Origin of the sequence: Paraburkholderia sp. BR10882 (assembly GCF_040948855.1) — a bacterium.
Taxonomy (GTDB): Bacteria; Pseudomonadota; Gammaproteobacteria; order Burkholderiales; family Burkholderiaceae; genus Paraburkholderia; species Paraburkholderia nodosa_A.
On record NZ_JBFPKP010000001.1, the window covers coordinates 469,551 to 496,520 of the forward strand.

A 26,970-nucleotide genomic window follows, 5' to 3' on the forward strand; every position below is an offset into this window, starting at 1 on the left:
AAAAAACGGCCTTCGATGTTTCCGAAGGCCGTTTTGCTTTGTATCGCTGAAGTTACTCTTGCTGTTCGGGTGGCGTCGCGCCCGTGCCGTTCGGGGCGCTGTTCATCCCGTTGCCATTGCCACCGTTGTTGCCGCCGTTGCCGCCATTTCCACCGTTTCCGTTCGCCGGGCCCACCCCCACGCCTGGCTGCGTCGCCAGCATCTGCGCTTTCACGCGCATGCCCAGCTGATACACCGCGAGCGCATAGAAGAAGCTGCGGTTATAGCGCGTCAGCACATAAAAGTTCTTGAGCCCGAGCTTGTACTCGGTGCCGCGGCCAGGCGAGGGCAGGTCGATCACCGTGACAGGCGTGCCCGCCTCGGCGGCGATATCCACGTCCGGCTGGTCGAGCACGAGGCCCGAGCGCAGCAACTGGCTCAGCGGCCAGCGCGGTTCGGGCTTGCCGTCGGCGGCGGCCTGGGCGATGCCGAGGCTGCCCGCATCGGTGGCGATATTCCACACCACGGGCCGCCCCGATTCCCAGCCGTTCTGCCGCAGATAGTTCGCCACGCTGCCGATCGCGTCGGCCGTGCTCCCGCGCAGGTCGATGTGATTGTTGCCCTCGTAGTCCACCGCGTACTGCACGATGCTGCTCGGCAGGAACTGGGGAATGCCGATCGCGCCCGTGTACGAGCCGAGTACCGACGACGGATCGATCTGCGCGTCGCGCGTCCACACGAGGTAGTCCTCGAGATTCTTGCGGAACGTCGCCATGCGCTCGGCGCGGTTCGGCGTGTCCGGATAATCGAAGGCGAGCGTGGTGAGCGCATCGAGCACGCGGAAGTTGCCCATGTAGCGGCCGTAGATCGTCTCCACGCCGATGATGCCGACGATCACCTCGGGCGGCACGCCAAACTCCTCCGACGCGCGCTGCAGCGTGGCCTGGTTCGCGCGCCAGAAGCGTACCCCCGCATTGATGCGTACCGGGTCGAGGAAGCGCGCCTGATATGCGCGCCAGTTCTTCACGCCCGGAACGGGCGAGGGCGTCACGAGCTTCACCGCCGTCGCCGAATAGTTCGCGCTCGCGAACAGCGCATGCAGTGCGGTGGGATCGAAGTCGTAGCGCGCCACCATGTCGTTGATGAAGCCGTCGACGTCCGGATTGTTCGCGTAGCGCTGCGGGACGATTTCCTCTTCGAACGTCTGGCCCTGCGTCGGCGTTTGCGGTTGCGCCTGCGCGAGCGTGAGCGGCGTCTGTCGCGATTTCGGCGCGGCAGTTTGCGCGCGCGCCGCGCCGGTGCACAACGCCGCCGCGACGCAAAGCGCGAGTGCGAGGGTCGTGCGACGTGGGCGGCTGGAGGCGGACAGAGCGGTCTTGAGGGTCATGAGAGAGCGGAGGGAGAGCGGTCCAGGAAGAACCCGGGCAGTATAACCGAGCGCCTTCGGGGAATCGGGCCGTTGCGCGCCGGCGTGGCGCGTGAGCACCAGATCGCTGTGGTAACGTGGTGTCTGTTCGCGCGCCAGCCGGCGTGCCGCCAGACTAAAGACAGAAGGAGACCCGCGGCCGCGCGCATGCGCGAAGCCCGCGGCGAGTGCGACTCATGACGACCGGTTTCTTCTCTCACCCCGATTTTCTGCTGCACGAGATGGGCGAATGGCATCCTGAATGCCCCGCGCGTCTGCAGGCTATCGAAGACCAACTGATCGCGAGCCGCATCGACGCGCTGATCGAGCGCGACGAATCGGCGCCGCTCGCGACCGAGGCGGACCTCCTGCGCGTGCATACCCAGGCGCATATCGACTTCATCCGCAACACGGCGCCCAGCGAAGGCTACGCGAGCATCGACCCGGACACGCTGATGAATCCACACACGTGGCAGGCGGCGCTGCGTGCGGCGGGCGCGGCGATCGCGGCCACCGACGCGGTCCTCGCCGGGCGCTACGAGAACGCATTCTGCAGCGTGCGCCCGCCCGGCCATCACGCGGAGCCCGCGCGCGCGATGGGCTTTTGCTTCTTCAACAACATCGCGATCGCGGCGCGCCATGCACTCGAAGTCCACGGCCTCCAGCGCGTGGCGATCGTCGATTTCGACGTGCATCACGGCAACGGCACCGAGGCCGCGTTCGCGGGCGACTCGCGCGTGCTGATGTGCAGCTTCTTTCAGCATCCGTTCTATCCGTACTCGGGGGCCCAGAATCCGGCGCCGAACATGGTCAACCTGCCGATCGCGGCGCGCACGAAAGGCATGGAAGTGCGCGAGGCCATCGACATCATGTGGCTGCCGCGGCTGCACGAGTTCAAACCGGAGATGGTGTTCGTCTCGGCGGGCTTCGACGCGCATCGCGAAGACGATCTCGGCAACATGGGCCTCGTGGAGGACGACTTCGCCTGGATCACGGACCAGATTCGCGACATCGCGGGCCGCTATGCGAAGGGGCGCATCGTGAGCAGCCTCGAAGGCGGCTATAACCTCTCGGCGCTCGGCCGCAGCGTGGTGGCGCATCTGCGCGCGCTGGCGGATATCTAGGCGGCCGGCGCGGCCCCGAGCGCGGACCCGCATCGCACACATTCGAACGAAGGAGACACGCATCGTGAGTGCCATTCCCTCTTCATCGCAAGCGCTAGTCGAAATTACACGCGATGCGTATGGCGTGTCGGGCGTCGTGCGCCTCACGCTGAACCGTCCGGATGCGTTCAACGCGCTTTCCGAGGCGCTCATCGATGCGTTGCAGGGCGAACTCGCCGCGCTGGCGCAATCCGACGCGCGCGTGGTCGTGATCGCAGCGGCAGGGCGCGCGTTCTGCGCGGGCCACGATCTCAGGGAAATGCGCGCGGCGCCCTCGCACGAGTACTACACGAAGCTGTTCGAGCGCTGCTCGAAGATGATGCTCGCCATTCAAAAGATGCCGCAGCCCGTCATCGCGCGCGTGCAGGGCGTGGCGACGGCGGCGGGCTGCCAGCTCGTCGCGATGTGCGATCTGGCGGTGGCGGCGGACTCGGCGCGCTTTGCGGTGTCGGGCATCAATCTCGGGCTCTTTTGCTCGACGCCCGCTGTGCCGCTCTCGCGCAATGTCTCGCGCAAGGCGGCCTTCGAGATGCTGATGACGGGCGAATTCATCGATGCGGAGAAGGCGTTGCGCGAAGGCCTCGTGAATCGCGTGGTGCCCGCCGACCAACTCGACGCCGCCGTGACCGCACTGGCCGCGAGCATCTGCGCGAAGCCGCGCGAGGCCGTCGCGGCAGGCAAGGGGCTCTTCTACCGGCAGCTCGAAATGGGCATCGACGCCGCGTATCAGTTGGCCGGGCAGACCATGGCCTGCAACATGATGACCGACCCAGCGCTCGACGGCGTGCAGGCCTTCATCGAGAAACGCAGCGCGAAGTAACGCGCCTGACCGCTCAGGAGTGCTGGTCGATCCAGTCGATCAGCGCGCCGATCACGCGCTCTCGATCGAGGTCGTTGAGCGTTTCATGGTAGCTGCCTTCATATAGCGTGAGCGTGCGATCGGGCGATCCCACGTTCGCGCCGAACGCGCGGCTGCCCTCGGGCTCGGTGAGCTTGTCCTCGGTGCCATGCCAGATCAGCACGGGTAGCCGCAGTTGCGCGCGTCCCGTCTCGATGCGCTTCATCGCTTCCAGCAATTGCGCCCCCGTGCGGGCGGGAATCGCGCCGTGATGCACGAGCGGATCGGCGCGATTGGCTTCGACCACGTCGCGCACGCGCGCGAGCAGCGCCGCGTCGATCTTCATGGCCGGAAAGGTCGGCCAGATCGCGCTGATTACGCGGCTCGCGGCGATTTTCCATGCGGGCACGTCGCGGCCCGGCGCGAGCGCCGCGCTCGAGAGCAGCAGGCCCGCGAGCGGCACGCGAGTTTGCGGCAGGCGCTCGATGGCGTAGAGCGCGGCGATCGCGCCGCCCATGCTGTGCCCCATCAGGAAGAGCGGTGTGCCCTGTGCAGCGCATTGCGCGCTCGCGTGGGCGAGGAGCGCCTCGGCGTCGTTGAGATAGTCGTCGAAGTGCGAGATCCAGGTGCGGCGGCCAGGGGCATGCCCGTGGCCGCGCAGATCGATTGCGTAGACATCGATGCCCGCGGCGGTCAGCCGCGTGGCGAGCGCCGCATACCGGCCCGCGTGTTCCGCGAGACCATGAATCAGCGCGATGGCCGCGCGCGGCGGCGCGCTCGCGCGCCAGACGTAGAGCGGCAACTCGACGCGGTCACGCGTACGCAGCGTCGCTTGCGCGGCGGGTTCGGCGGCTTGCGCCATGGCGATGTTCTGACTGGTCTCCATCTCGCTCCCTGTTTGGGCAATGCGTGGCGGTTCACGGTAGTTCGTTTTCGGCATCAGTCTGTCGGCAGCAGTGTAGCGGCCGCGCGGGCGGCCACGCGCTGCCAGAAGCCTCTAATGCAAATGAGTTATGAAATTATCGAAATTGATTATTAAAAGGAATTTTGCGTGCCAGGGTAAAATGCGGGGCTAAATCCAGTCCATCAAACGGCGGCTGTCTGCCGGCGCGACGCGTTTTCCGCTACTGAAAAGGAGCGGCCTGCGCGAGCGGCGCGCGGCACACCCGCCGTTTTGCTTTTTTTCCATGATCGAAATTCGAAACGTGTCCCAGCGCTTCGCCGGCCCACAAGGCTGGATCGAGGCGCTGCACAACGTCAATCTGACGATTCCGCCGGGCGAAGTGTTCGGCATCATCGGGCGCAGCGGCGCAGGCAAGAGCACGCTGGTGCGCACCATCAACCTGCTCACGCGGCCCACCGAAGGCGACATCGTCGTCAACGCTCGCACGCTCACGTCGCTCTCTTCGGCCCAGCTGCGCGAAGCGCGCCGCGAGATCGGCATGATTTTCCAGCACTTCAACCTGCTGTCGTCGCGCACCGTGTTCGACAACGTCGCGCTGCCGCTCGAACTGGCCGGCGTGAAGCGCGCCGAGATCGAAGCGACGGTGCTGCCGCTGCTCGAACTCGTCGGCCTGACCGCGCAGAAAGACCGCTATCCCTCGCAGATCAGCGGCGGCCAGAAGCAGCGCGTGGGCATTGCGCGCGCGCTCGCGAGCAAGCCGAAGGTGCTGCTTTCGGACGAGGCGACCTCGGCGCTCGACCCCGAAACCACGCGCGCGATTCTCGACCTGCTGCGCAAGATCAATCGCGAACTGAACCTGACCATCGTGATGATCACGCACCAGATGGAAGTGATCAAACAGGTCTGCGACCGCGTGGCCGTGCTCGACGCGGGCCGCGTGGTGGAAAGCGGTCCCGTGATCGACGTGTTCCTGCAGCCGCGCCACGAAGTCACGCGCGCGCTGCTCGGCGACGTGATCGCCCAGGAACTGCCGCCCGCGCTCAAGGCGCGTGTGGCCGAGCATCTCGCGAAGGGCAGCGGCCACTTGCTGCGCCTCGCGTTCAAGGGTACGGGCGTCGACCAGCCGGTTCTCTCGGAGACGATTCGCCGCTTCGAACTCGATTTCAACATCCTGCACGGCCAGATCGACGAGATCCAGGGGCAGGCGTTCGGCTCGCTCGCGGTGCTCGCGGGCGGCGATCCGGTGAAGGTGGCGCAGGCCATGGCGTGGCTGCGCGAACAAGGCGTCGTGGTGGAGGAACTGTCCCATGTGGAGTGAAATGTTCGACATGTTCGTCCAGTCGTTCTGGGAGACGCTCGTCATGGTGGGCATCTCGGGACTCGTGGGCGCGGCCATCGGCCTGCCGCTCGGCGTGCTGCTCTATCTCACCGACCGCAACGGCGTGCTGCAGAACATCGCCGCGAATCGCGTGATGGGGGTGATCGTCAATGCTGTGCGCTCCACGCCGTTCATCATTCTGCTCGTTGCCGTGATTCCGTTCACGCGCCTCGTGGTCGGCTCGTCGATCGGCACGGCGGCCGCCGTCGTGCCGCTCACCATCGCCGCTGCGCCGTTTATCGCGCGGCTCGTCGAAACGGCGCTGCGCGAAGTCGATCGCGGCCTGATCGAAGCGGCCCAGGCCATGGGCGCGAGCACGAGCCAGATCGTCTTCAAGGTGCTGCTGCCCGAGTCGCTGCCAGGCGTCGTGGCGGGGCTCACCATCACGTTCATCTCGCTCGTCGGCTATTCGGCGATGGCCGGCGCGATCGGCGGCGGTGGTCTTGGCGACCTCGGCATCCGCTACGGCTATCAGCGCTTCGAACCCGAAGTCATGTTGATCGTGGTCGTGATCCTGATCGTGTTCGTGCAGCTCGTGCAGTCGTTCGGCGACTGGCTCGTGCGGCGCCTGAGCCACAAATAGGCCTTAAAACAAGCGGTTTTTCGATCAACATAACTACACAAGACAAAGGTTGGGTATGCAACGTCGTTTCATGATCCGGCTCGCGGCGGCGCTTGGCGCGGCTTCGCTCATCGCACCGCTTGCTGCGCACGCGGACGAAACCATCAAGGTGGGCGTGACGGGCGGCCCGCACGAGCAGGTGATGGAAGTCGTGAAGAGCGTGGCCGCGAAGAGCGGCCTGAACATCAAGATCATCGAGTTCTCCGACTACGTGCAGCCGAACGCGGCGCTCGCGGGCGGCGATCTCGACGCCAACAGCTACCAGCACGCGCCGTATCTCGACGCGCAGGTGAAGGATCGCGGCTACAAGCTGATCAAGATCGCCGACACCGTTACGTTCCCGATGGGCATCTACTCGAAGAAGATCAAATCGCTCTCCGAACTGAAGCCGGGCGCGCGCATCGCGGTGCCGAATGATCCGACGAATGGCGGCCGTGCGTTGCTGCTGCTGCAGAGCCAGGGTCTCATCAAGTTGCGCGCCGACGCAGGTTTGAAGGCGACGCCGCTCGACATCGTGGAAAACCCCAGGAAGCTGAAAATCGTCGAGCTCGACGCCGCACAGATTCCGCGTTCGCTCGACGACGTGGACGCCGCCGCGATCAACACGAACTTCGCCATGCAAGCGGGCCTGAAGCCGAAACAGGACGCGATCGCAATCGAAGACCCGAAGGGGCCGTACGTGAATATCCTCGCGATCCGCGAGGCCGACCGCAACAAGCCCTGGGTGGCGAAGCTGGTCGCCGCGTACCACTCGCCGGAAGTGAAGCGCTACGTCGAAACGACGTTCGGCGGGGCGGTCATCACCTCCTGGTAGGACCCCCTGGGCCGTGAAATTAGAGATATTTTTCGGCGCCCGGGCTTGATGCCCGGGTTTTTTCCACCGTAAAATCGCACGATCGTTCGCTACTGATGACCGGGGTGCGGCAGCGGTGGTTCGGGAAAATTGCTGGTGGCAGATCGGCCCGACAGGGCTATCGCTATAATGTCCGCCAGGTTGACGTATTCGTAACTTCGGAGCATGTGAATGAAAGTCCTTGTGCCAGTCAAACGCGTAGTCGATTACAACGTGAAGGTTCGTGTGAAGTCGGATGGCACGGGCGTCGACATCGCGAACGTGAAGATGTCGATGAACCCGTTCGACGAAATCGCCGTGGAAGAAGCGGTGCGTCTGAAGGAAGCGGGCGTGGCGACCGAAGTCATCGCCGTTTCGGCGGGCGTGACGCAAGCGCAGGAAACGTTGCGTACGGCGCTGGCCATCGGCGCGGATCGCGCGATCCTCATCGAGTCGAACGAAGACCTCCAGCCGCTGGCTGTGGCCAAGCTGCTGAAGGCGCTGGTCGACAAGGAACAGCCGCAACTCGTCATCCTCGGCAAGCAGGCCATCGACGACGATTCGAACCAGACCGGCCAGATGCTCGCCGCGCTGGCGAACCTGCCGCAGGCTACGTTTGCCTCGAAGGTGGTCGTGGCCGACGGCAAGGCGACCGTATCGCGCGAAGTGGACGGTGGCGCGGAAACGCTGTCGCTCAAGCTGCCCGCAGTCGTTACGACGGATCTGCGCCTGAACGAGCCGCGCTACGTCACGCTGCCGAACATCATGAAGGCGAAGAAGAAGCCGCTGGAAACCGTCAAGCCCGAAGACCTCGGCGTCGACGTCACGCCCCGTCTGAAGACGCTGAAGGTTGCCGAGCCGCCCAAGCGCAGCGCAGGCGTGAAGGTGCCGGACGTGAAGACGCTGGTCGAGAAGCTGAAGACGGAAGCCAAGGTGCTGTAAGGAGCGAGACGAAAATGACGAATCTGGTTATTGCTGAACACGACAATCACTCGATCAAGGCCGCGACGCTGAACACGGTCGCCGCAGCACAGAAAATTGGCGGCGACGTGCACGTGCTGGTCGCGGGCCACAATGCGCAAGCCGCAGCGGATGCCGCCGCGAAGATCGCAGGCGTTGCGAAGGTGCTGCTGGCCGACGCGCCGCAACTCGAGCAGGGTCTCGCCGAGAACGTCGAAGCGACGGTCCTCGCGCTTGTGCAAAATGCGGCGAAGAACTACACGCACATCCTGGCTCCGGCAACGGCAGCGGGCAAGAACGTCACGCCGCGCATCGCCGCGAAGCTCGACGTCGCGCAGATCAGCGACATCACCGCCGTGGATGCGCCGGACACGTTCGAGCGCCCGATCTACGCGGGCAATGCCATCGCGACGGTGCAATCGGTCGACCCGATCAAGGTCATCACCGTGCGTACGACGGCATTCGATGCAGTTGCAGCCGTTGGCGGCAGCGCGGCAGTCGAGAAGCTCGACGCGGCAGCGGACAGCGGCCTCACCCAGTTCGTCGGCCGTGAAGTGACGAAGCTCGACCGTCCGGAACTCACGAGCGCAAAGATCATCGTCTCGGGCGGCCGGGGTCTGGGCAGCGGCGAGAACTACACGAAGGTGCTGGAGCCGCTCGCGGACAAGCTCAACGCAGCACTTGGCGCATCGCGCGCAGCCGTCGACGCGGGCTATGTGCCGAACGACTATCAGGTCGGACAGACTGGCAAGATCGTCGCGCCGCAACTGTATGTGGCGGTCGGCATCTCGGGTGCGATCCAGCATCTGGCCGGCATGAAGGACTCGAAGGTCATCGTCGCGATCAACAAGGACGAAGAAGCACCGATCTTCAGCGTGGCCGATTACGGCCTCGTGGGCGACCTGTTCACGGTCGTGCCGGAACTCGTGAAGGAACTCGGCTGAATCCGGCCGGTGTATCGAGCGACGAGCGCCGCGTATCATGATTGAACGCGTGGCGTGAGACGAAGCAACAAAGGGGCGCCGCGGCGCCCCTTTGTCATTTGAGGAACCGCATACCGACAGGAGGAGACTGAAATGTACCAGGCGCCCACGAGCGACATGCTGTTCGTCATGAAGGAACTGGCCGGCCTCGAAGAAATCGCCAGCTTACCGGGCGGCGAAGACGCCACGCCCGAAACGGTCGAAGCGGTGCTGCACGAAGCCGCGAAGCTGTGCGGCGAAGTGCTCGAGCCGCTGAACGCCGAAGGCGACCGCAATCCGAGCCGCTGGGAAAACGGCAACGTGCACGCCACGCCCGGTTTCAAGGCGGCATTCCGGCAATACGTGGAAGGCGGCTGGCAAGGCGTGCAGCATCCTCAGGAATACGAAGGACAAGGTTTACCGAAGCTCGTCGGCACGCCGTGTGTGGAAATGCTCAACGCGGCGAACCTTTCGTTCGCGTTGTGTCCGCTGCTCACCGACGGCGCCATCGAAGCGGTCCTCACCGCCGGCAGCGAAGCGCAAAAGCAGCGCTTCGTGCCGAAGCTCATCTCCGGCGACTGGACCGGCACGATGAACCTCACCGAGCCGCAGGCGGGCTCCGATCTCGCCGCCGTGCGCACGCGCGCCGAGCCGCAAGGCGACGGCACGTACAAGGTGTTCGGCACGAAGATCTTCATCACGTGGGGCGAGCACGACATGGCGGAGAACATCGTCCATCTCGTGCTCGCGCGCACGCCCACGGCGCCCGAAGGCGTGAAGGGCATTTCGCTCTTCATCGTGCCGAAGTTCCTCGTCAACGACGACGGCACGCTCGGCGCGCGCAACGATGTGCACTGCGTATCGATCGAACACAAGCTCGGCATCAAGGCGAGCCCGACCGCCGTGCTGCAGTTCGGCGACCATGGCGGCGCGATCGGCCAGTTGATCGGCGAAGAGAATCGCGGCCTCGAATACATGTTCATCATGATGAACGCCGCGCGTTTTGCGGTGGGCATGCAGGGCGTGGCCGTCTCCGACCGCGCGTACCAGAAGGCGCTCGCCTATGCGAAGGAGCGCGTGCAGAGCCGCCCGGTGGACGGTTCCGCGAAAGCCGCGGTGAGCATCATCCATCACCCCGACGTGCGCCGCATGCTCGCCACGATGCGTGCGCTCACCGAAGCCGCGCGTGCGCTCGCTTACGTGGCGGCCGGCGAGAGCGACCGCGCGCATGGCGACCCCGACGAGGCGGCCCGTGCGCGGCATCAGGCGCGCTACGAGTACCTCGTGCCGATCGTGAAGGGCTGGAGCACCGAACTCGCGCTGGAAGTGACGAGCCTCGGCGTGCAGGTGCATGGCGGCATGGGCTTCATCGAGGAGACGGGCGCGGCGCAGTTCTACCGTGACGCACGCATTCTGCCGATCTACGAGGGCACGACGGCGATCCAGGCGAACGATCTCATCGGACGCAAGACGCTGCGCGACGGCGGCGCGGCGGCAAAGGCGCTGCTCACCGATATCGCGCAGACCGTCGACGCGCTGGCCGCACAACGAGGCGCGGCGTTCGAGTCGATGCGCAAGCATCTCGCGGCGGGTAAGGATGCGCTGGCATCGGCCGTGGACTTCGTGCTCGCGAAGACGAAAAGCGATCCGAACGCGGTATTCGCGGGCAGCGTGCCGTATCTGAAGCTGGCGGGCATCGTGCTGGGCGGCTGGCAGATGGCGCGCGCCATGCTCGCCTCGCAGCGTCTCATGCGGGAGGACCCGAAGTTTCATGGCGCGAAGATCGCCACCGCGCAGTTCTTCGCGCAACATGTCTTGCCGCAGGCGGTGGCGCTCGAAGCGGCGATCGTCAGCGCAAACGGCAGCGAGGGCGTGCTGGCGCTAGCGGAGGATCAGTTCTGACGCAGCCGCGCGCTACTCACAGCGAGAAATGAAACACGGCGCCCTGGCGGCGCCGTGTTCGTTCACGCAGCGTGGCTGGCTTCAGGCATACGCCGGACGATGCGAGCCTTGCGTGTCGCCGAGATAGCGGTGCACCGAAAGATCGTCGGCGCGGATGGCGGGTTGCTTGCCCGAGATCAGGTCGGCGAGCAATTGGCCCGAACCGCACGACATCGTCCAGCCGAGCGTGCCGTGACCCGTGTTCAGGAACAGGTTCGAGATCGGCGTGCGGCCGACAACCGGCGTGCCGTCCGGCGTCATCGGGCGCAGGCCGGTCCAGAAGGTGGCCTTCGTCGTGTCGCCGCCGCCCGGGAACAAGTCGTTGACGCACATTTCGAGCGTTTCACGGCGCGCCTGCTTGAGCGTCTTGTCGAAGCCGACGATCTCGGCCATGCCGCCCACACGGATGCGGTCGTCAAAACGCGTGATCGCGATCTTGTAGGTTTCGTCGAGCACGGTCGAAACCGGCGCGGCACTCGCATTCACGATCGGCGCCGTGATCGAATAGCCCTTGAGCGGATAAACCGGAATCTTCACGAGGCCCGCGAGCATCTTCGTCGAGAAGGAGCCGAGCGCGACCACGAACGAATCGGCGCGCACCAGCTCGCTGCCGCATTGCACGCCCGCGATACGGTCGCCCTGCATGGCGAGGCCGTCGATCGGCGTGTTGTAGCGGAATTTCACACCCAGTTGTTCGGCCATGGCGGCGAGGCGCGTGGTGAACATCTGGCAGTCGCCGGTTTCGTCGCCGGGCAGACGCAGGCCGCCGGTGAGCTTGCCCGACACCGCGGCGAGCGCCGGTTCTGCGCGGCCGAGTTCGGCTGCGGTGAGCAGTTCGTACGGAACGTTCGCGTCCTTGAGCACGGCGATGTCCTTCGCTGCGCCTTCGAACTGCTGCTGCGTGCGGAACACCTGAAGCGTGCCGCCCGTGCGGCCTTCATACTGAATGCCCGTGTCGGCGCGCAACGCCTGCAGGCAGTCGCGGCTGTATTCCGCGAGACGCACCATGCGGCCTTTGTTGAGCGCGTAGCGTTCAGCCGTGCAGTTCTGCAGCATCTGCCACATCCACTGCAGCTGGAACTTCGTGCCGTCCAGACGAATGGCGAGCGGCGCGTGCTTCTCGAACATCCACTTGATCGCCTTGAGCGGCACGCCCGGCGCGGCCCACGGTGCGGCGTAGCCCGGCGAGATCTGTCCGGCATTGGCAAAACTGGTTTCGAGCGCGGGACCGGCCTCGCGGTCGATCACCGTGACTTCGTGGCCCGCGCGGGCGAGATACCAGGCGCTGGCCACACCGACCACACCACTGCCCAACACGACGACTCGCATAGCTGCTCCATATAGTTTCGTTGAGCTACGCCGCGTTGCCGGGCCCTTGGAAGCCGTCTTTTGGCACCGATAGGGAAGAAGGCATGAAAATCCGGGTGTAGCCAGTATTTGTAGCTATGCTATTGTTGTATGTCCAGGTTTTGTTATCGTATTTTTCAGATTTTCGGGAAGAAATCATGAGAACGCAGCGCCAACCGGTCCGCGCGCTCGACCGGCTCGATCACCGCATCCTGAAGCTGCTCCAGGAGGACGGCCGCATGGCGATGAAGGACCTCGCGGAGCAGGTCGGGCTCTCGGTCACACCGTGCATCGAGCGAGTCAAGCGCATGGAGCGCGACGGCGTGATCACGGGTTACTTCGCGCGCGTGAATCCCTCGGTGCTGGGTGCGGCGCTGCTCGTGTTCGTGGAGATCACGCTCGATCACAAGAGCGGCAACATGTTCGACCAGTTCCGCCGCGAGGTGCAGAAGATTCCCGAAGTGCTCGAATGCCATCTCGTCTCGGGCGACTTCGACTATCTCATCAAGGCGCGCATCGGCGAGATGGCCGACTACCGCAAGCTGCTCGGCGACATCCTGCTGCAACTGCCGGGCGCCGTGCAGTCGAAGAGCTACGTGGTGATGGAAGAGATCAAGGAGACGCTGACCATCGCCGTGGGGGAATGAACGGGTAACAGCGGGCTGAAGGCGGCCCCGTTTTTAGGACTCGACAACGCGGATCGATACTGTATATTTATACAGTATCGATCCGCGCTTTCATGTCCATTTTCTCTACCCGTGACTGATTCCCATCACCCCGATCCCGACGCCTGGTATCCCGTTGCACCGCCCACCGCGCGCAAGGGGCGCGGGGCGGTCACGAACCTGCAAGGGCGCTACGAAGTCGACCAGCGCGAAGCGTTCGACGACGGCTGGCAGCCCACGGGTGTCGGCGGGGAGCGTGATGGTGATGGCGATGAAACCGGCGAGCCCAGGCTGCGCACCGAAGTCTTCGAAGAGCGCGCGAAGAGCATCCTCACACGCAACCAGTCGCCGGACATTCCATTCAACGTCTCGCTCAATCCGTATCGCGGCTGCGAGCACGGCTGTATCTATTGCTTTGCGCGGCCTACGCACAGTTATCTCGGCCTTTCGCCGGGGCTCGATTTCGAGAGCCGAATCTACGCCAAGGTCAATGCGGCGGAGTTGCTCGCGCGGGAAATCGCCAAGCCGTCGTACGAGCCCGAGCCGATTGCGCTGGGCGTGAATACCGACGCCTGGCAACCGGTGGAGCGCGACCTGCGCATCACACGCCGCGTGGTCGAAGTGCTGGCGGAACGGCAGCATCCGTTCGCGGCCATCACGAAATCCTCGCTGATCGAGCGCGATCTCGACCTGCTCGCGCCGATGGCCGCGCGCCAGCAGTTCATGGCGGCAATCACGATCACCACACTCGACGCCGATATCGCCCGCTCGCTCGAACCGCGTGCGGCGACACCCGCGCGGCGGCTGCGTACCATCCGCACGCTCGCCGAAGCCGGTGTGCCGGTCGGCGTGAGCATCGCACCCGTGATTCCGTTCGTGACCGAGCCCGACATGGAGCGCGTGCTCGAAGCCTGCGCCGAGGCCGGTGCGACAAGCGCGAGTTACATCGTGCTGCGTTTGCCGTGGGAGGTCGCGCCGCTGTTCCAGGACTGGCTGGCGGCGCACTTCCCGCAGCGCGCCGAGCGCGTGATGAGCCGCGTGCGCGACATGCGCGGCGGCAAAGACTACGAATCGGCGTTTTCGCAGCGCATGAAGGGAACGGGGCTGTGGGCCGACCTGCTCAAGCAGCGCTTTCATCATGCCGTGCGGCGCCTCGGGCTCAACGAGCGGCGCCACGGCATTCTGGACATGTCGGCGTTCGTGCAGTCGAAGACCGTGCGCGAGAAGCCTCAGCTCGACCTGTTCTGAGCCGTTACTGCGCGATTTACTGCGAGAGCGCCTTCGCGGCCTCGACTTGCGACTCGAAGTACGTTTGAAACGAGAGTGCGAGTCCCGTCATCAGCAGGAACGCGCCAATCAGCAGCGAGAAGATCACGACGAAAATCACCGTCCAGCCCGAGCGGCTCGTGCGGCCTTTCTCCACGAACGCGGCGTTGAACTGCGCGTCCCATTTGGCGTCGGGGCGAAGTCCGTAGACGATTGCCGCCAGAAACGCCGAGAGGACGGACACCGCGCCGATCACGGCGAGCACCCAGCCAGGAATCGAGGCGCGCTCGGTGGCGACGAGCAGCATCACGCCCGGAATGCCGAGGAGCGTGCCCAACAAATGCGCCCAGCCCCACACGTCGCGCGGGCCATACAGGTAGAAGCGGTGGGCGCCGAGACTGCCAAACAGGAAGGCGAGGGCGGCGGTGAGCGTCTTGGAGCGAAAGCGTGCGAGGTTCTTGTCGTTGGGCATGGGCTCGGGCAAAACGTGGGCGTCGGCCGCCATGAGCGCATTACGTCGAACGCGCACGGGCCGCCGGGCATTGTATGCCGCACGACGCGCTTGCAGCACAAGCGCACGCTTATGCCCGGCACCATGGTCTGCCCGCGTCACGGTTTCGTGTAGGTCACGCGATAAATCGCGCCCGCATAGTCGTCGCTGACGAGGAGCGATCCGTCGGGCAGCGGCAGCACGTCGGCGGGGCGGCCCCATTGGGTCTCGTCTGAATTGAGCCAGCCCTGCGCGAACACTTCCTGGCGTGCGTTCGTGCCGTCCGGGTTGGCGATCACGCGCACCACGCGATAGCCGACCTTCTCGCTGCGGTTCCACGAGCCGTGCTCGGCGATGAAAATGCTGTTCTTATAGTCGGCCGGGAACATCGAACCGGTATAGAAGCGCATGCCAAGCGACGCCACGTGCGCGCCGAGCTTGAGGACGGGGGGCGTGAAGCCGCTGCACGGATGGCCTGCGCCGAACTCGGGGTCGGCGACATTGCCGCCGTGGCAATAGGGAAAGCCGAAGTCCTCGCCCACGTGCGCGAGGCGGTTGAGCTTGTCGTCGGGGATGTCGTCGCCGAGCATGTCCCGGCCGTTGTCGGTGAACCAGAGCTCATGCGTCTGCGGATGCCACGCGAAGCCGACCGTGTTGCGCACACCGCGGGCGATGGTCTCGTAGTGCGAGCCGTCGGGCTCCATGCGCCCGATCATCGCGAAATGCATGCGCTGCGGGTCGCTGGCCGGCAGACAGACGTTGCACGGCGCGCCTTGCGGCACGTAGAGCTTGCCGTCGGGGCCGAAGGCGATGAACTTCCAGCCGTGGTGGCGCTCGGCGGGCAGCGAATCCGTGACGACGACGGCTTTGGGCGGATCGTCGAGATGACGGTCGATGTCGTCGAGCCGCACGATAGACGACACCGCTGAAACGTACAATGCGCCGTTGCGCCAGGCCACGCCCACCGGCATCGTCAGTCCCGAGGCCACGATATGGCGCTTGATGGCTTTGCCGTCCTTGAGTTCGAGCGCGTAGACGTCGCCGTCCGTACTCCCCACATACAGGAGGGTGCCGTTGCCTGACAGCGTCATTTGGCGCGCACCGGGCAAGTCGGCGGACAGCACCTCGATGTGGAAGCCCGGCGGCAGCTTGATGCGCTCGATGGGAAGCGCCGCTTGAGCGAACGGCGCCGCGAGCAGGGCGGCGGCAAAGGCGAGACACGCCGCTGCAAAGCGTCGGGCCGACTCGCGAGACACCGGAAAAAAGGAGCTGCCACCCACGCCGCCGCCACAAACGCGACGCGGCCATTGCACGAGTCGTCTGAAAGTCGCCACAATTCGCTCCAGGGCCCGCCCATCGTGGGCATGAGCCGCAGTTTGACCGCTTTGTCTCGCCGCTTTCCGCGCGCCGGCGTGCAATTTCCCGTTAAGTGTTTGTTATGCCTCCGGTTTCGGGCTATAATCGCATGTTTCAGTAGTCCCGAACCCCCGGTTTTCAAGGATTTTCGTATGGTCATCATCCGTCTGGCACGCGGCGGCTCGAAGAAGCGCCCGTTCTACAACATCGTCGCAACCGACTCGCGCAACCGTCGCGACGGCCGTTTCATCGAGCGCGTGGGCTTCTACAACCCGGTCGCTACCAAGGGTGAAACGCTGCGTATCGCTCAAGATCGCGTGACGTACTGGAAGGAAAACGGCGCGCAAATGTCGCCGGCCGTCGAGCGCCTCGTGAAGGAAGCGCAAAAGACCGCCGCCGCTGCGCCGGCTGCTTAAGTCTTTAAGCGTCTTTTCAGTCTGTTGTCCGTGTTTCACCTGTGTACGCGCTGCATGATCCGCGTATGCAATATCAAGCTGGTCGCAAGGGGTGCCGATGTCCGCGCATGACGCCAAATCTGCCGTAGAGGCGAACGACGCGTCGGAAAGCGGGGCGCCCGAAGTTGCAGCCAGCGGCGCCGGCAAGGCTGCCGCCCGCGGCGCGCCGTCCTTTGGTGCGTTCGTGCGCAAGCCTGCGCGCGAGAGCGCCGCGAAAGCTGTGCCCGCAACCGGGACAGCCGGTGGCCTGCGCGCCGAAACCGAGGCGAGTTGGCCTGCCGACGCCGTTGAAGTCGGCGCCGTGATCGACGCCTACGGCCTCAAGGGCTGGCTGAAGATCGCGCCGCACGCGCAGGATAGCCAGGCGCTGCTTTCCGCTAAACGCTGGTGGCTCCTCAAGGGCCGCGAGGGTCAGGCGCATCGCGAGCGTCATTGCGCGGTGCGCGTGAGCGCCAAGGTTCATGGTGACAGCGTCGTTGGCCAGCTTTCGGGCGTGGCCGACCGCGATGCCGCGCTGCTGTTGCGCGGCGCGCGCGTGTACGTGAGCCGGGCCGAATTCCCGGCGCCCGCAGCCGACGAATATTACTGGGTCGACCTGATCGGCCTCGATGTCGCCAATGAGGCGGGCGTCGAGCTCGGCAAGGTTGCCGACCTGATCGACAATGGCGCGCAATCGGTGTTGCGTGTCACGTATGCGTCCACGGACAAGGATGGCAAGCCGGCCACCGGCGAGCGCCTGATCCCGTTTGTAGGCGTGTTCGTGAAGACGGTGGACCTGGCGGCGAAGCGTATCGTCGTCGACTGGGAAGCCGACTACTAAGCAGCGGCAACGCTGTGGCAACCCCGCCGCGCGCCTTGATTCAATTTCGCTGAACGGAGAGAGCGATGCAGTTCGATGTCGTCACGCTCTTTCCCGAGATGTTCCGCGCGCTGACCGACTGGGGTATTACCAGCCGGGCGGCGAAGCAGCAGCGTTACACGTTGCGCACGTGGAATCCGCGTGATTTCACGACCGACAACTACCGTACGATCGACGATCGCCCCTACGGCGGCGGGCCCGGCATGGTCATGCTGGCCAGGCCGCTCGAAGCGGCGATCGACGCGGCAAAGGCCGCGCAGGCGCAAGCCGGCGTGAGCGCCCCGCGTGTGCTGCTGATGTCGCCGCAAGGCAAACCGCTCACGCACGAACGCGTCATGCAGTTCGCGCAGGAGCCGGGTCTCGTGATGTTGTGCGGCCGCTATGAAGCGATCGACCAGCGTCTCGTCGACCGCTGCGTGGACGAAGAAGTGAGCCTCGGCGACTTCGTGCTCTCGGGGGGTGAATTGCCCGCGATGGCCTTGATGGACGCCGTGGTGCGCAACCTGCCGGGCGTGCTGGGCGATGCGCTTTCGGCGGTGCAGGACAGCTTCGTCGACGGTTTGCTCGACTGTCCGCATTACACGCGCCCCGAGGAATACGACGGTGTGCGCGTGCCCGATGTGCTGCTTGGCGGCCATCATGCGGAAATCGAGCAATGGCGTCGCCGCGAGGCGTTGCGCAACACGTGGAACAAGCGGCCCGATCTGATCGCGCGGGCCAGAAAGAACAAGATGTTGAGCCGGGCCGACGAGGCGTGGCTCGCTAGTCTCGCGAAGGGCTCGAACGAAGCGTAAGGCTTCGGGCGTGCGCGACAAGGGGCGCAAAAGGCGGTGCCGCTTCATGCGTGAACGGCGCCAGTTGTGAATCCATCCTCTATCGGGGCCGTAGTGCAGCAACCCTGCACAGGTACGAACGCCGACAAGATGGCATACGGAGTCAATCCATGAATCTGATTGAAAAACTCGAGCAGGAAGAAATCCAGCGCGTGCTGGGCGAGAAGACCATCCCCGAATTCGCCCCCGGCGATACGGTGATCGTCAACGTGAACGTGGTTGAAGGTAACCGCAAGCGCGTTCAGGCATACGAAGGCGTCGTGATCGCGAAGCGTAACCGCGGCCTGAACTCGTCGTTCATCGTGCGCAAGATCTCGTCGGGCGAAGGCGTCGAGCGTACGTTCCAGACGTACTCGCCGCTGCTGGCCAGCATCGTGGTGAAGCGTCGCGGCGACGTGCGTCGCGCGAAGCTGTACTACCTGCGCAACCTGTCGGGCAAGAAGGCACGTATCAAGGAAAAGCTGGTGTCGAAAGACCGCGCAGCTGCTCCGGCCGAACAGGCGTAAAAGCTGTAAGAAAGAAGCACCCTCCGGGGTGCTTTTTTCTTTTTGGCCGCAAAATAATCTCGTGTACGTGTAATCCGGGACGCCCGTTGATCCGCCCAGTATTTGAACCCGAAAGCCTGCCGATCGAATCGACGGGCGCGAGCCTTCCGCAGGTCGCCGCGGAACGCCTGACCGCCGCCGGCTTGCGCACGCGCTTCGAGCAGCGCCTGCCGTGGGACCCCGAACCCCAGGAAGCCCGTCTGTTCGAGATGCGCGATCCGCGCGAGGCCGCCGTGCTCATGCCCATTGCCATGCGCCCGGGCGGCCTGACCGTGCTGCTCACCCAGCGCGCCGACAACCTCAGCAATCACGCGGGACAGGTGAGCTTTCCCGGCGGCAGCCGCGAACCTTCCGACCCCACCCCCATCGCCGCCGCGCTGCGCGAGGCGCACGAGGAGGTGAACCTCGACCCCGCGCGCGTCGAGGTGCTCGGCGCATTGCCCGACTACCTCACCGGCACCGGCTTCAGGGTCACGCCCGTGGTCGGTCTCGTGCACGAGCCGTTCAGTCTCGCGGCGGACTCGCTCGAAGTGGCAAGCATCTTCGAAGTGCCGCTCAGCTTTCTCATGAACCCGGTGCATCACCAGGTGCGCGTGCTCCGCTGGGAAGGCGGCGAGCGGCGCTTTTATGCGATGCCGTATCCGGACCGCAATTCGCCGGACCTCGACGTGCCCGAACCCGTCGTCGCTTCCGGTGTCGGCTCCTCGCACTTCATCTGGGGGGCGACGGCCGGTATGCTGCGCAACTTCTACCGTTTCCTGCTCGCGTAACACGTCTGGCGGCGCGTGCAAGCGTCGCTGCGCACTGTTGCGAGTTTGCCGCCCGAATTGCCTGCGATGGTCAGGCACATCTGGCCCTGTGATATCGTTGCAACATTTTCATAAAACCCCTTTCGCAACCCGATCTGCACGGCGCGTCGCATGACCTTCTTTTCCGTATTGCTGGCTCTCGTCATCGAACAGGTGCGGGCGCTGTCGCCCAATAATCCGGTCATGGCGCTCGTGCGCCTCAATGCGGAGTGGGCCGCTCACGGCTTCGACGCCGGCAAGCAGAAGCATGGCCTCATCGCGTGGCTCGTGGTCGTGCTGCCGTGGACGCTCGCCACGGCGCTCGTCTACTACGTGCTGTACCACATCAGCTTCGTGCTGGCGTTCCTGTGGAACGTGGCGGTCGTGTACTTCACGCTCGGTTTTCGCCAGTTCAGCCACTACTTCACCGACATCCATCTCGCGCTGAACAACGACGACGTGCCGCGCGCGCGCGAAATCCTCCGCGAATGGACCGGCATCGACGCCGTGGACATGCCCGTGAGCGAGATCGTGCGCCACACGCTGATTCATGCGGTGATCGCCTCGCATCGGCACGTGTTCGGCGTGTTCTTCTGGTTTCTCGTGCCGATCGGACCCGCGGGCGCCGTGTTGTACCGCATCGCCGAATACCTCGCGCGCGAGTGGGCACGTCCGGCCGAGGACCGCACCGAGGCGTTCTCGAACTTCGCGCAGCATGTGTTCTTCGTGATCGACTGGGTGCCTGCGCGGCTCACGTCGCTGGGCTTCGCGATCGTCGGCAACTTCGAGGACGCGATCTACGCCTGGCGCAACCACACGAACCAGTGGCCCGACACCAACGAAGGCGTGCTGCTCGCCACCGGCAGCGGCGCGCTGGGCGCGCGCCTGTCAGGCCCGCTCGCCGAGCAGTCCAGCGTCGATGTGCTCGCGCAGCCGGGCGAGGGCGGTCCGTACACGGTGGGCGACGACTGCACGCCGCGTACGCTGCAATCGGCCGTGGGCCTCGTGTGGCGCGCCGTGATCCTGTGGATGATCCTGCTGCTCATGCTGACGATTGCCGTCTGGCTCTGAGCGCCCGACGCTGAATCGCAGAAATGCAAATGGGCCGCTTCCAGCGGCCCATTTTCGTCTGGATCAGCAACTCACGCCGTCACTCGTCGCGCACGTCGCGATCGCGTCCGCAATTCCAGCACACGGTGAACTGCGCCTCGAGCACCTCGCCGCAGCGCGCACAGCGCCACGTGGGCGAGCCCGGCGGCGGCCCGTTCACGGCTTCGTCAATCAGACGCCGGGCGAGCTTCTCGTCGCGCTCGTCCACGAGCCACAGTTCGGGCGCGCACTGCTCGGCCGGAATCTCGCCCATCGCGCCGCTCAGATAGCGGTTGTGCAGCTCGCAGGGCACGCCCGCCGTCGCCAGGATGTTCATCCAGTGCTGGGCGATCAGCAGATTCGGCGCGCGCACGAGCTTGAGCATAGGCGTTGGGGCAGGTGGCGGTCAGCGCACGACCTGGCTGATCTCGTGGATGAGCTGCGCGTAGAGCGCCTGGCGCTCGGGCGCGATGCGGCCGTCGTCCACCGCTTCCAGAATCGCGCAGCCCGGTTCGTGCAGGTGATGGCAGTTGTAGAAGCGGCAATGCGCGAGCAGCGGCCGGAACTCGGGGAACGCACGCTCCAGCTTGCCTTCGGTGAGGTGATAGAGGCCGAACTCCTGGAAGCCCGGCGAGTCGATCAACGCGCCGCCCTCGGGCAGCGTGTAGAGCCGCGTGAACGTCGTGGTGTGACGGCCGCTGTTGAGTGCCGTCGAGATCTCGCGCGTGGCCGCTTCGGCGTCGGGGATCAGCAGGTTCACGAGCGTCGACTTGCCCATGCCCGACTGGCCGAGCAGGATCGTCTGATGGCCGTGGAGATGCTCGGCCAGCACCGCGTGTGCTTGCTCGGGGCGGCCCTTCACCGAAACCTCCAGCACCGTATAGCCCAGCGCGCGATAGCGTTCGAGGCGCTGGCGCGCGAGCGGCAGCGCGGGCTCTACGTCGATCTTGTTGAGCACGATGAGCGGCTTGAGGTCGTTGGCCTCGGCGGCCACGAGCGCGCGCCCGAGCAGGTCCTCGCTGAAGTGCGGCTCGGTGGCGAGCACGATCAGCAACTGGTCGAGGTTCGCCGCGAAGAGCTTCGACTTGAACTGGTCGGAGCGATAGAGCAGGTTGCGCCGCTCGCCGATCGCGACGATCACGCCCTGGTCGGCGGAAGTCGACTGATACTCGACGCGGTCGCCCACCGCGACCTCGCTCTTCTTGCCGCGCGGGAAGCATTGCAGGTGCGCGCCGCCGCCGTCGGGCGCGACGAGATAATGGCGCCCATGGGCGGCGATCACCACGCCGTGCAGCGTGGCGCCTGCAGCTTTTGCGTTGCCGGCGGCTTTGGATGCGCGCCGGTTCATGCGTGCGCGAGCAGTCGGTCGATCCGCTGCGAAGCTGGCGGATGCGAGTAGTAGAACGCGGTATAGAGCGGGTCGGGCGTGAGCGTCGACGCGTTGTCCTCGTAGAGTTTCACGAGCGCGTTGACGAGATGCTGCGCGTCCGTTTGCGTGGCGGCGAAGGCGTCGGCTTCGAACTCGTGCTTGCGCGAGGAGAGGCTGCCAAGCGGCGTAACGAAGAACAGGAACACGGGCACGGCGAGGAAGAACAGCACGAGCGCGAGCCCTTCATTGCCGCCGAGCAGCGACGGCCGCACGCCGAGCCCCTCGTAGAACCAGACGCGCTGCGAGAGCCAGCCGAGCAGGGCGAGCAGCGCGAGGCTGATCGCAAACGTGACGACCATGCGCTTGATCACGTGACGACGCTTGAAGTGACCGAGTTCGTGCGCAAGCACGGCCTCGATCTCGCTGCCGGACAGGCGCGCGAGCAGCGTGTCGAAGAACACGATGCGCTTGGATGCGCCAAAGCCCGTGAAATAGGCGTTGCCGTGCGCGGAACGGCGGCTGCCGTCCATCACGAACAGGCCCTTGGCCGCAAAGCCGCAGCGCTGCATGAGCGCCTCGATGCGTGAGCGCAGCGCTTCGTCGCGCAGCGGTTCGAACTTGTTGAAGAGCGGCGCGATGAAGGTGGGGTAGAGCACCAGCACGAGCATCTGGAAGGCGACCCATACGGCCCACGTCCAGAGCCACCAGAGGCTGCCCGCCTGCTTCATGAGCCAGAGCACGACGAAGAGCAGTGGAATGCCGAACGCGGCGCCGATCAGGAGCCCCTTGATGCGGTCCATGATGAAGATGCGCTTCGTCATGCGATTGAAGCCGAAGCGCTCCTCGACCACGAACTGGCGGTAGTAGTCGAGCGGCAGCTCGACCAGGCCGGAGATGGCGAGCACGGCCCCGACCAGCGCGATCTGGCCCACATATTCGCGCCCGATCGCGTCCGAGATGCCGAGATCGAGCGCCTGCACGCCGCCGAGCAGCGTGAGCGCGATCAGCACCACGGCGCTGAGCACGATCTCGATCATGCCGAGGCGCGTGCGCGCGACCGTGTAGTCGGCGGCGCGCTGGTGCGCGGCGAGCGGGATGGTGGCGGTGAACTGCGCCGGCACCGCGCCGCGGTGGGCGGCCACGAAGCGGATCTGGCGCGACGCGAGCCAGAGTTTGGTCGCGACCATGGCGAGCACGCCGACGACGAACAGCACGCTGAAGTACAGCGCAGGGGAGGGGGACAGATTAGGCATCCAGGAAGTCCGTGGTATCTATGCGACAATTATATGTTCTCGCCGGCCGGGCATCGCATCCTGTCGATGCCGCGCACGCGCCGCGCCACCAACGCTCTTCGGGTTGCCTTTCATGACTGACATTACCGCTGCCGGCGCGCCGCTCATCGAGCGCACCGACATGAACCTGATCTGGCTCGATATGGAGATGACGGGCCTCGATCCCGACAACGACCGCATCATCGAGATCGCCGTGGTGGTGACGAACTCGACGCTCGAGAAGCTCGTGGAAGGCCCCGTGCTGGCCATCCATCAGCCGGAGTCGGTGCTCGACCGCATGGACGAATGGAACCGCAACACACATGGCCGCTCGGGCCTCACCGAGCGCGTGCGCGCTTCGACCGTCACGGAAGAAACCGCGACCGAGCAGATCATGGCGTTCCTTTCGCAATACGTGCCGCCGGGCAAGTCGCCGATGTGCGGCAACTCGATCTGCCAGGACCGCCGCTTCATGGCGCGCTGGATGCCCACGCTCGAGCGCTTCTTTCACTACCGCAATCTCGACGTGAGCACGCTCAAGGAGCTGTGCCGCCGTTGGCAGCCCACCCTCTACAAGGGTTTCCAGAAGCGCGCGATGCACACGGCGCTCGCCGACATCCACGAGTCGATCGACGAACTCAAGTACTACCGCGAGCACTTCCTCGTTCCGGCGCCGGGCATCGTGCCCGACGTGGCGGCAGGCGAGGCCGGCCCGGCGCTCTGAGCGCCGTTGAGACACGCAGCAGCAGCGGCGCTGCCGCTGCTGCGCGATCGTTGAAGTTCGAGTGTCAAGCGCGCGGCGCCCGCTGCGCGTTCCTGGGCCGGAACGCCGCCACGACGTTCGGATCGGTTTCGATATACGGTCCGCCGATCAGGTCGATGCAGTACGGCACGGCAGCAAAAATACCCGGCACCTTCACCGCGCCCTGATCGTCGCGCAAGCCTTCCAGCGTTTCCTTGATCGACTTCGGCTGCCCCGGCAGATTGATGATGAGCGCCGCGTGGTCGTCGTTCTCGCGGATCACGGCAACCTGGCGCGACAGAATGGCCGTCGGCACGAAATTCAGGCTGATCTGGCGCATCTGCTCGCCAAAGCCCGGCATTTCCTTTGTCGCGACCGCGAGCGTCGCCTCGGGCGTCACGTCGCGGCGTGCGGGGCCGGTGCCGCCCGTCGTCAACACGAGGTCGCAGCCGAGGCCGTCCACGAGCGCCGTGAGCGTCGCGGAGATCGTTCCCGCGTCGTCGTGGATCAGGCGCGTTTCGGCGCGCCACGGCGTTTTCAGCGCGTTGCCGAGCCACTCCATCAGCGAGGGAATGCCCTTGTCCTCGTAGACGCCGCTCGTCGCGCGGTCGCTGACCGACACGAGGCCGATCACGAGTTCGTCAGGATGGCTGCGCTCAGGCTTCGTCATCTTCGCGGTCCTCGTCGGCACGCTCGTCGTCCTGGTCTTCGCTCTCGCCGGCGCCCTGGGCGCTCGCGTCCTTGATCCACTGGAACAGCTCGCGGAAGGACCTGGGCGGCTTGCCTTGCTCCTGCTCGCGGCGCGCGTTGCGGATCAGCGTGCGGCCTTCCTGCGGGTCGGCGGCGGGGTGCTGGCGGATGAATTCGGTGAGCGCGGCGTCGTCCGCGAGCAGCTTGTCGCGCGTGCGCTCGATCCAGTGCAGGCGCGCCGTGGCGGCCCTGTTCACGCCGCGGTGCTCGTCGAGCTTCGTGCGCAGCGCGGCGACTTCGGCCTCCGTGAGCCCGCGCATCATGCGGCCCACATACTGGAGCTGGCGGCGACGGCCTTCGTGGTCGGTGATGCGGCGGCACTCGTGGACGGCGTCCGCGAGGTCTTCGGTCATCGGCATGCGCTTGAGCGCGTCCTTGGGCAGTTCCACGAGGGCCTGGCCGAGTTCCTGGAGCGCTTCCATGTCGCGCTTGAGCTGCGATTTGCTCGGGCGATCGTAGCCGTTGTCGTCCTGCTCGGCGACAGCGTCGTTCATCGGTTGAATGCGGGTTTTGCGTTTCATGGGGCGTATTGTAGCGTGCGCGCGCGTGCGGCTCGGGCTGGAAGTCGGCGGAAAGCGGCGCCGGCGGCCCGATGCGGGTGCGGGCATTGGTACGGCGGTTGGTGCGGGGGCCAGGCGGCGAAAGCGCCTGTGATGCGTGTTCACATACCTTGCTATGATCGCGGGATGCGCTTTGCGAACGCTGCGCGTTCCGAGGCACCTGAATCGACACCAGCGAAACACGACATCAGCGGGCCGCACCGGCCCAATACCGGACCGTAACGACAATGGCAGCAGACATCGAAGCCCGGCAACGCTTTTTCCCCCACACCCAGGACGAGCTGAAGGAGATCGCGTCAGACATCCTGCGGCATGCCAGCGCGCTCGGCGCGAGCGACGCCGCGACCGAGATTTCCGAAGGCGACGGTTTGTCCGTCTCGGTGCGGCGCGGCGAGGTCGAGACGATCGAGCACAACCGCGACAAGATGGTCGGCGTGACCGTCTATATCGGCAACAAGCGCGGCAACGCGAGCACCTCGGACTTTTCGCCGCAGGCGCTCAAGGACACGGTGGCGGCCGCGTACAACATCGCGCGCTTCACCGCCGACGACGACTGCGCGGGCCTCGCCGAGCGCGATCTGCTCGAAACCGCGCCGCGCGACCTCGACCTCTATCACCCGTGGAATCTCTCCGCCGACGAGGCCGTGGAAATCGCGCGCCGCGCCGAAGACGCCGCGTTCGCCGTCGACCCGCGCGTGAAGAATTCCGAAGGCGCGAGCGTGTCGGCGCAGCATTCGCAGTTCGTGCTCGCCACCTCGGGCGGCTTCATGCACGGCTATCCGTACTCGCGCCACTACGTTTCCTGTGCGCCTATCGCAGGCGTCGGCCGCAACATGCAGCGCGACGACTGGTACACCTCGCGGCGCAGCGCGGCCGAGCTGGCCTCCCCCGAAGCCGTCGGGCGTTATGCGGCCGAGCGTGCGCTTTCACGCCTGAACGCGCGCAGCCTCGACACGCGCAAGGTGCCGGTGCTGTTCGAGGCGCCGCTCGCGGCGGGCCTGCTCGGCGCGTTCGTGCAGGCTGTGAGCGGCGGCGCGCTGTATCGCAAGACGTCGTTCCTCGTCGACAGCCTCGGCAAGCCGGTGTTCGCGCCGCACATCCAGATCGTCGAGGACCCGCATGTGCCGCGCGCGGCCGGCAGCGCGCCGTTCGACGAAGAGGGCGTGCGCACGCAGCGCCGCGAAGTCGTGAAGGACGGCATCGTGCAGGGCTATTTCCTGTCGTCGTATTCGGCGCGCAAGCTCGGCATGCAGACCACGGGCAACGCCGGCGGGTCGCACAACCTGCAGTTCCAGAGCTCGCTCACGAAGCCCGAGGACGACTTCGAGGAGATGCTGAAAAAGCTCGGCACGGGCCTGTTGCTGACGGAACTGATGGGGCAGGGCGTGAACTTCGTGACGGGCGACTATTCGCGCGGCGCGTCGGGCTTCTGGGTGGAGAACGGCAAGATCCAGTACCCTGTGGAAGAAATCACGGTGGCTTCCACGCTGCAGGAGATGTTCCACCACATCGTCGCCGTGGGCGCGGATACGCTCGCGCGCGGCACGCGTCAGACCGGCTCGGTGCTGATCGAGCGGATGACGGTGGCGGGCCAGTAAGCG

General features: G+C 65.5%; 28 protein-coding genes. 18 read left to right on the plus strand and 10 right to left on the minus strand.

The window, feature by feature from the left end:
• Positions 1-52 precede the first annotated feature (52 nt).
• The gene (gene mltB / locus AB3X99_RS02145) at positions 53-1,366 is read right to left on the minus strand and encodes a lytic murein transglycosylase B (protein WP_368616014.1); all 1,314 of its coding nucleotides are present in this window, start codon (positions 1,364-1,366) and stop codon (positions 53-55) included.
• A 215-nt stretch (positions 1,367-1,581) separates the two neighbouring features.
• Between mltB and AB3X99_RS02150 the strand changes: the two genes are divergently transcribed.
• Both AB3X99_RS02150 and AB3X99_RS02155 read left to right on the plus strand, forming a co-directional pair.
• A complete protein-coding gene (locus AB3X99_RS02150) occupies positions 1,582-2,508 on the plus strand; it encodes a histone deacetylase family protein (RefSeq protein WP_368616015.1) in 927 nt (308 codons plus the stop codon).
• 64 nt (positions 2,509-2,572) lie between these two features.
• Positions 2,573-3,367 carry an enoyl-CoA hydratase gene (locus AB3X99_RS02155; RefSeq protein WP_368605529.1) on the plus strand — a complete coding sequence of 265 codons (795 nt, stop codon included), beginning with the start codon at positions 2,573-2,575 and terminating at the stop codon, positions 3,365-3,367.
• A 13-nt stretch (positions 3,368-3,380) separates the two neighbouring features.
• Here the strand turns inward: AB3X99_RS02155 and AB3X99_RS02160 are convergent, their stop codons facing one another.
• On the minus strand, positions 3,381-4,271 hold the full coding sequence (locus tag AB3X99_RS02160) for a lysophospholipase (protein ID WP_368616016.1): 891 nt from the start codon (positions 4,269-4,271) through the stop codon (positions 3,381-3,383).
• Positions 4,272-4,572: 301 nt separating this feature from the next.
• On the opposite strand from AB3X99_RS02160, the gene AB3X99_RS02165 reads away from it, so the two are divergent.
• The 6 genes from AB3X99_RS02165 (at position 4,573) to AB3X99_RS02190 (ending at position 10,945) form a co-directional block, all read left to right on the plus strand.
• Positions 4,573-5,607, plus strand: a complete 1,035-nt coding sequence (locus AB3X99_RS02165) for a methionine ABC transporter ATP-binding protein (protein ID WP_069262629.1) — start codon at positions 4,573-4,575, stop codon at positions 5,605-5,607.
• Entirely contained in the window at positions 5,597-6,250 is a 654-nt protein-coding gene (locus tag AB3X99_RS02170) for a methionine ABC transporter permease (RefSeq protein ID WP_069262628.1), read from the plus strand. Before AB3X99_RS02165 ends, AB3X99_RS02170 begins: the two co-directional genes overlap by 11 nt.
• A gap of 55 nt (positions 6,251-6,305) precedes the next feature.
• A complete protein-coding gene (locus AB3X99_RS02175; protein ID WP_069262627.1) occupies positions 6,306-7,103 on the plus strand; it encodes a MetQ/NlpA family ABC transporter substrate-binding protein in 798 nt (265 codons plus the stop codon).
• Between the two features lie 210 nt (positions 7,104-7,313).
• Positions 7,314-8,063: an electron transfer flavoprotein subunit beta/FixA family protein gene (locus AB3X99_RS02180; RefSeq protein ID WP_069262626.1), complete on the plus strand. Its 750-nt coding sequence runs from the start codon at positions 7,314-7,316 to the stop codon at positions 8,061-8,063.
• A 14-nt stretch (positions 8,064-8,077) separates the two neighbouring features.
• Entirely contained in the window at positions 8,078-9,025 is a 948-nt protein-coding gene (locus tag AB3X99_RS02185; RefSeq protein WP_069262625.1) for an electron transfer flavoprotein subunit alpha/FixB family protein, read from the plus strand.
• A 132-nt stretch (positions 9,026-9,157) separates the two neighbouring features.
• Positions 9,158-10,945, plus strand: coding sequence for an acyl-CoA dehydrogenase (locus tag AB3X99_RS02190; protein ID WP_368616017.1), 1,788 nt, complete (start codon positions 9,158-9,160; stop codon positions 10,943-10,945).
• Between the two features lie 81 nt (positions 10,946-11,026).
• On the opposite strand, the gene AB3X99_RS02195 is transcribed toward AB3X99_RS02190, so the two are convergent.
• A complete protein-coding gene (locus tag AB3X99_RS02195) occupies positions 11,027-12,313 on the minus strand; it encodes a D-amino acid dehydrogenase (protein ID WP_368616018.1) in 1,287 nt (428 codons plus the stop codon).
• A 176-nt stretch (positions 12,314-12,489) separates the two neighbouring features.
• On the opposite strand from AB3X99_RS02195, the gene AB3X99_RS02200 reads away from it, so the two are divergent.
• Together AB3X99_RS02200 and AB3X99_RS02205 are read left to right on the plus strand one after the other, a co-directional pair.
• Complete coding sequence (locus AB3X99_RS02200; RefSeq protein ID WP_042261052.1) at positions 12,490-12,978, plus strand: Lrp/AsnC ligand binding domain-containing protein; 489 nt, start codon at positions 12,490-12,492, stop codon at positions 12,976-12,978.
• Positions 12,979-13,089: 111 nt separating this feature from the next.
• Complete coding sequence (locus AB3X99_RS02205) at positions 13,090-14,244, plus strand: PA0069 family radical SAM protein (protein ID WP_069262622.1); 1,155 nt, start codon at positions 13,090-13,092, stop codon at positions 14,242-14,244.
• 16 nt (positions 14,245-14,260) lie between these two features.
• Here AB3X99_RS02205 and AB3X99_RS02210 read toward each other — a convergent pair whose 3' ends face one another.
• Positions 14,261-14,767: an NINE protein gene (locus tag AB3X99_RS02210; protein ID WP_069262621.1), complete on the minus strand. Its 507-nt coding sequence runs from the start codon at positions 14,765-14,767 to the stop codon at positions 14,261-14,263.
• Between the two features lie 104 nt (positions 14,768-14,871).
• On the minus strand, positions 14,872-15,951 hold the full coding sequence (locus tag AB3X99_RS02215) for a sorbosone dehydrogenase family protein (protein WP_368616248.1): 1,080 nt from the start codon (positions 15,949-15,951) through the stop codon (positions 14,872-14,874).
• A 309-nt stretch (positions 15,952-16,260) separates the two neighbouring features.
• Between AB3X99_RS02215 and rpsP the strand changes: the two genes are divergently transcribed.
• From rpsP to AB3X99_RS02245, 6 genes are all read left to right on the plus strand, one after another.
• On the plus strand, positions 16,261-16,524 hold the full coding sequence (gene rpsP, locus AB3X99_RS02220; RefSeq protein ID WP_028206744.1) for a 30S ribosomal protein S16: 264 nt from the start codon (positions 16,261-16,263) through the stop codon (positions 16,522-16,524).
• Positions 16,525-16,621: 97 nt separating this feature from the next.
• Positions 16,622-17,383, plus strand: a complete 762-nt coding sequence (gene rimM, locus AB3X99_RS02225; RefSeq protein ID WP_069262620.1) for a ribosome maturation factor RimM — start codon at positions 16,622-16,624, stop codon at positions 17,381-17,383.
• Positions 17,384-17,448: 65 nt separating this feature from the next.
• On the plus strand, positions 17,449-18,216 hold the full coding sequence (gene trmD / locus AB3X99_RS02230; protein ID WP_069262619.1) for a tRNA (guanosine(37)-N1)-methyltransferase TrmD: 768 nt from the start codon (positions 17,449-17,451) through the stop codon (positions 18,214-18,216).
• 149 nt (positions 18,217-18,365) lie between these two features.
• Positions 18,366-18,761 (plus strand): 50S ribosomal protein L19, encoded by a 396-nt coding sequence (gene rplS, locus AB3X99_RS02235; protein ID WP_035522529.1) that lies wholly within the window; start codon positions 18,366-18,368, stop codon positions 18,759-18,761.
• An 86-nt stretch (positions 18,762-18,847) separates the two neighbouring features.
• Positions 18,848-19,570 carry a CoA pyrophosphatase gene (locus tag AB3X99_RS02240; RefSeq protein ID WP_069262618.1) on the plus strand — a complete coding sequence of 241 codons (723 nt, stop codon included), beginning with the start codon at positions 18,848-18,850 and terminating at the stop codon, positions 19,568-19,570.
• A 150-nt stretch (positions 19,571-19,720) separates the two neighbouring features.
• Positions 19,721-20,659, plus strand: coding sequence for a CobD/CbiB family protein (locus AB3X99_RS02245; protein WP_069262617.1), 939 nt, complete (start codon positions 19,721-19,723; stop codon positions 20,657-20,659).
• A 79-nt stretch (positions 20,660-20,738) separates the two neighbouring features.
• Here the strand turns inward: AB3X99_RS02245 and AB3X99_RS02250 are convergent, their stop codons facing one another.
• The 3 genes from AB3X99_RS02250 to AB3X99_RS02260 are packed head-to-tail and all read right to left on the minus strand — an operon-like array spanning position 20,739 to position 23,299.
• Complete coding sequence (locus AB3X99_RS02250; RefSeq protein WP_028206738.1) at positions 20,739-21,062, minus strand: DUF2007 domain-containing protein; 324 nt, start codon at positions 21,060-21,062, stop codon at positions 20,739-20,741.
• Between the two features lie 21 nt (positions 21,063-21,083).
• Complete coding sequence (gene rsgA, locus AB3X99_RS02255) at positions 21,084-22,025, minus strand: ribosome small subunit-dependent GTPase A (RefSeq protein ID WP_368616019.1); 942 nt, start codon at positions 22,023-22,025, stop codon at positions 21,084-21,086.
• Entirely contained in the window at positions 22,022-23,299 is a 1,278-nt protein-coding gene (locus AB3X99_RS02260; protein WP_368616020.1) for a M48 family metallopeptidase, read from the minus strand. The genes rsgA and AB3X99_RS02260 overlap by 4 nt, the downstream gene beginning before the upstream one ends.
• Before the next feature lie 112 nt (positions 23,300-23,411).
• On the opposite strand from AB3X99_RS02260, the gene orn reads away from it, so the two are divergent.
• Positions 23,412-24,041, plus strand: coding sequence for an oligoribonuclease (gene orn / locus AB3X99_RS02265; RefSeq protein WP_069262614.1), 630 nt, complete (start codon positions 23,412-23,414; stop codon positions 24,039-24,041).
• Positions 24,042-24,105: 64 nt separating this feature from the next.
• On the opposite strand, the gene mog is transcribed toward orn, so the two are convergent.
• Positions 24,106-24,729, minus strand: coding sequence for a molybdopterin adenylyltransferase (gene mog / locus AB3X99_RS02270; protein WP_368605520.1), 624 nt, complete (start codon positions 24,727-24,729; stop codon positions 24,106-24,108).
• Complete coding sequence (yjgA, locus tag AB3X99_RS02275; protein ID WP_069262612.1) at positions 24,716-25,330, minus strand: ribosome biogenesis factor YjgA; 615 nt, start codon at positions 25,328-25,330, stop codon at positions 24,716-24,718. The genes mog and yjgA overlap by 14 nt, the downstream gene beginning before the upstream one ends.
• Before the next feature lie 266 nt (positions 25,331-25,596).
• Here yjgA and pmbA point away from each other — a divergent pair, with 266 nt between their 5' ends.
• Positions 25,597-26,967 carry a metalloprotease PmbA gene (gene pmbA, locus AB3X99_RS02280; protein WP_324161641.1) on the plus strand — a complete coding sequence of 457 codons (1,371 nt, stop codon included), beginning with the start codon at positions 25,597-25,599 and terminating at the stop codon, positions 26,965-26,967.
• Positions 26,968-26,970: the final 3 nt, after the last annotated feature.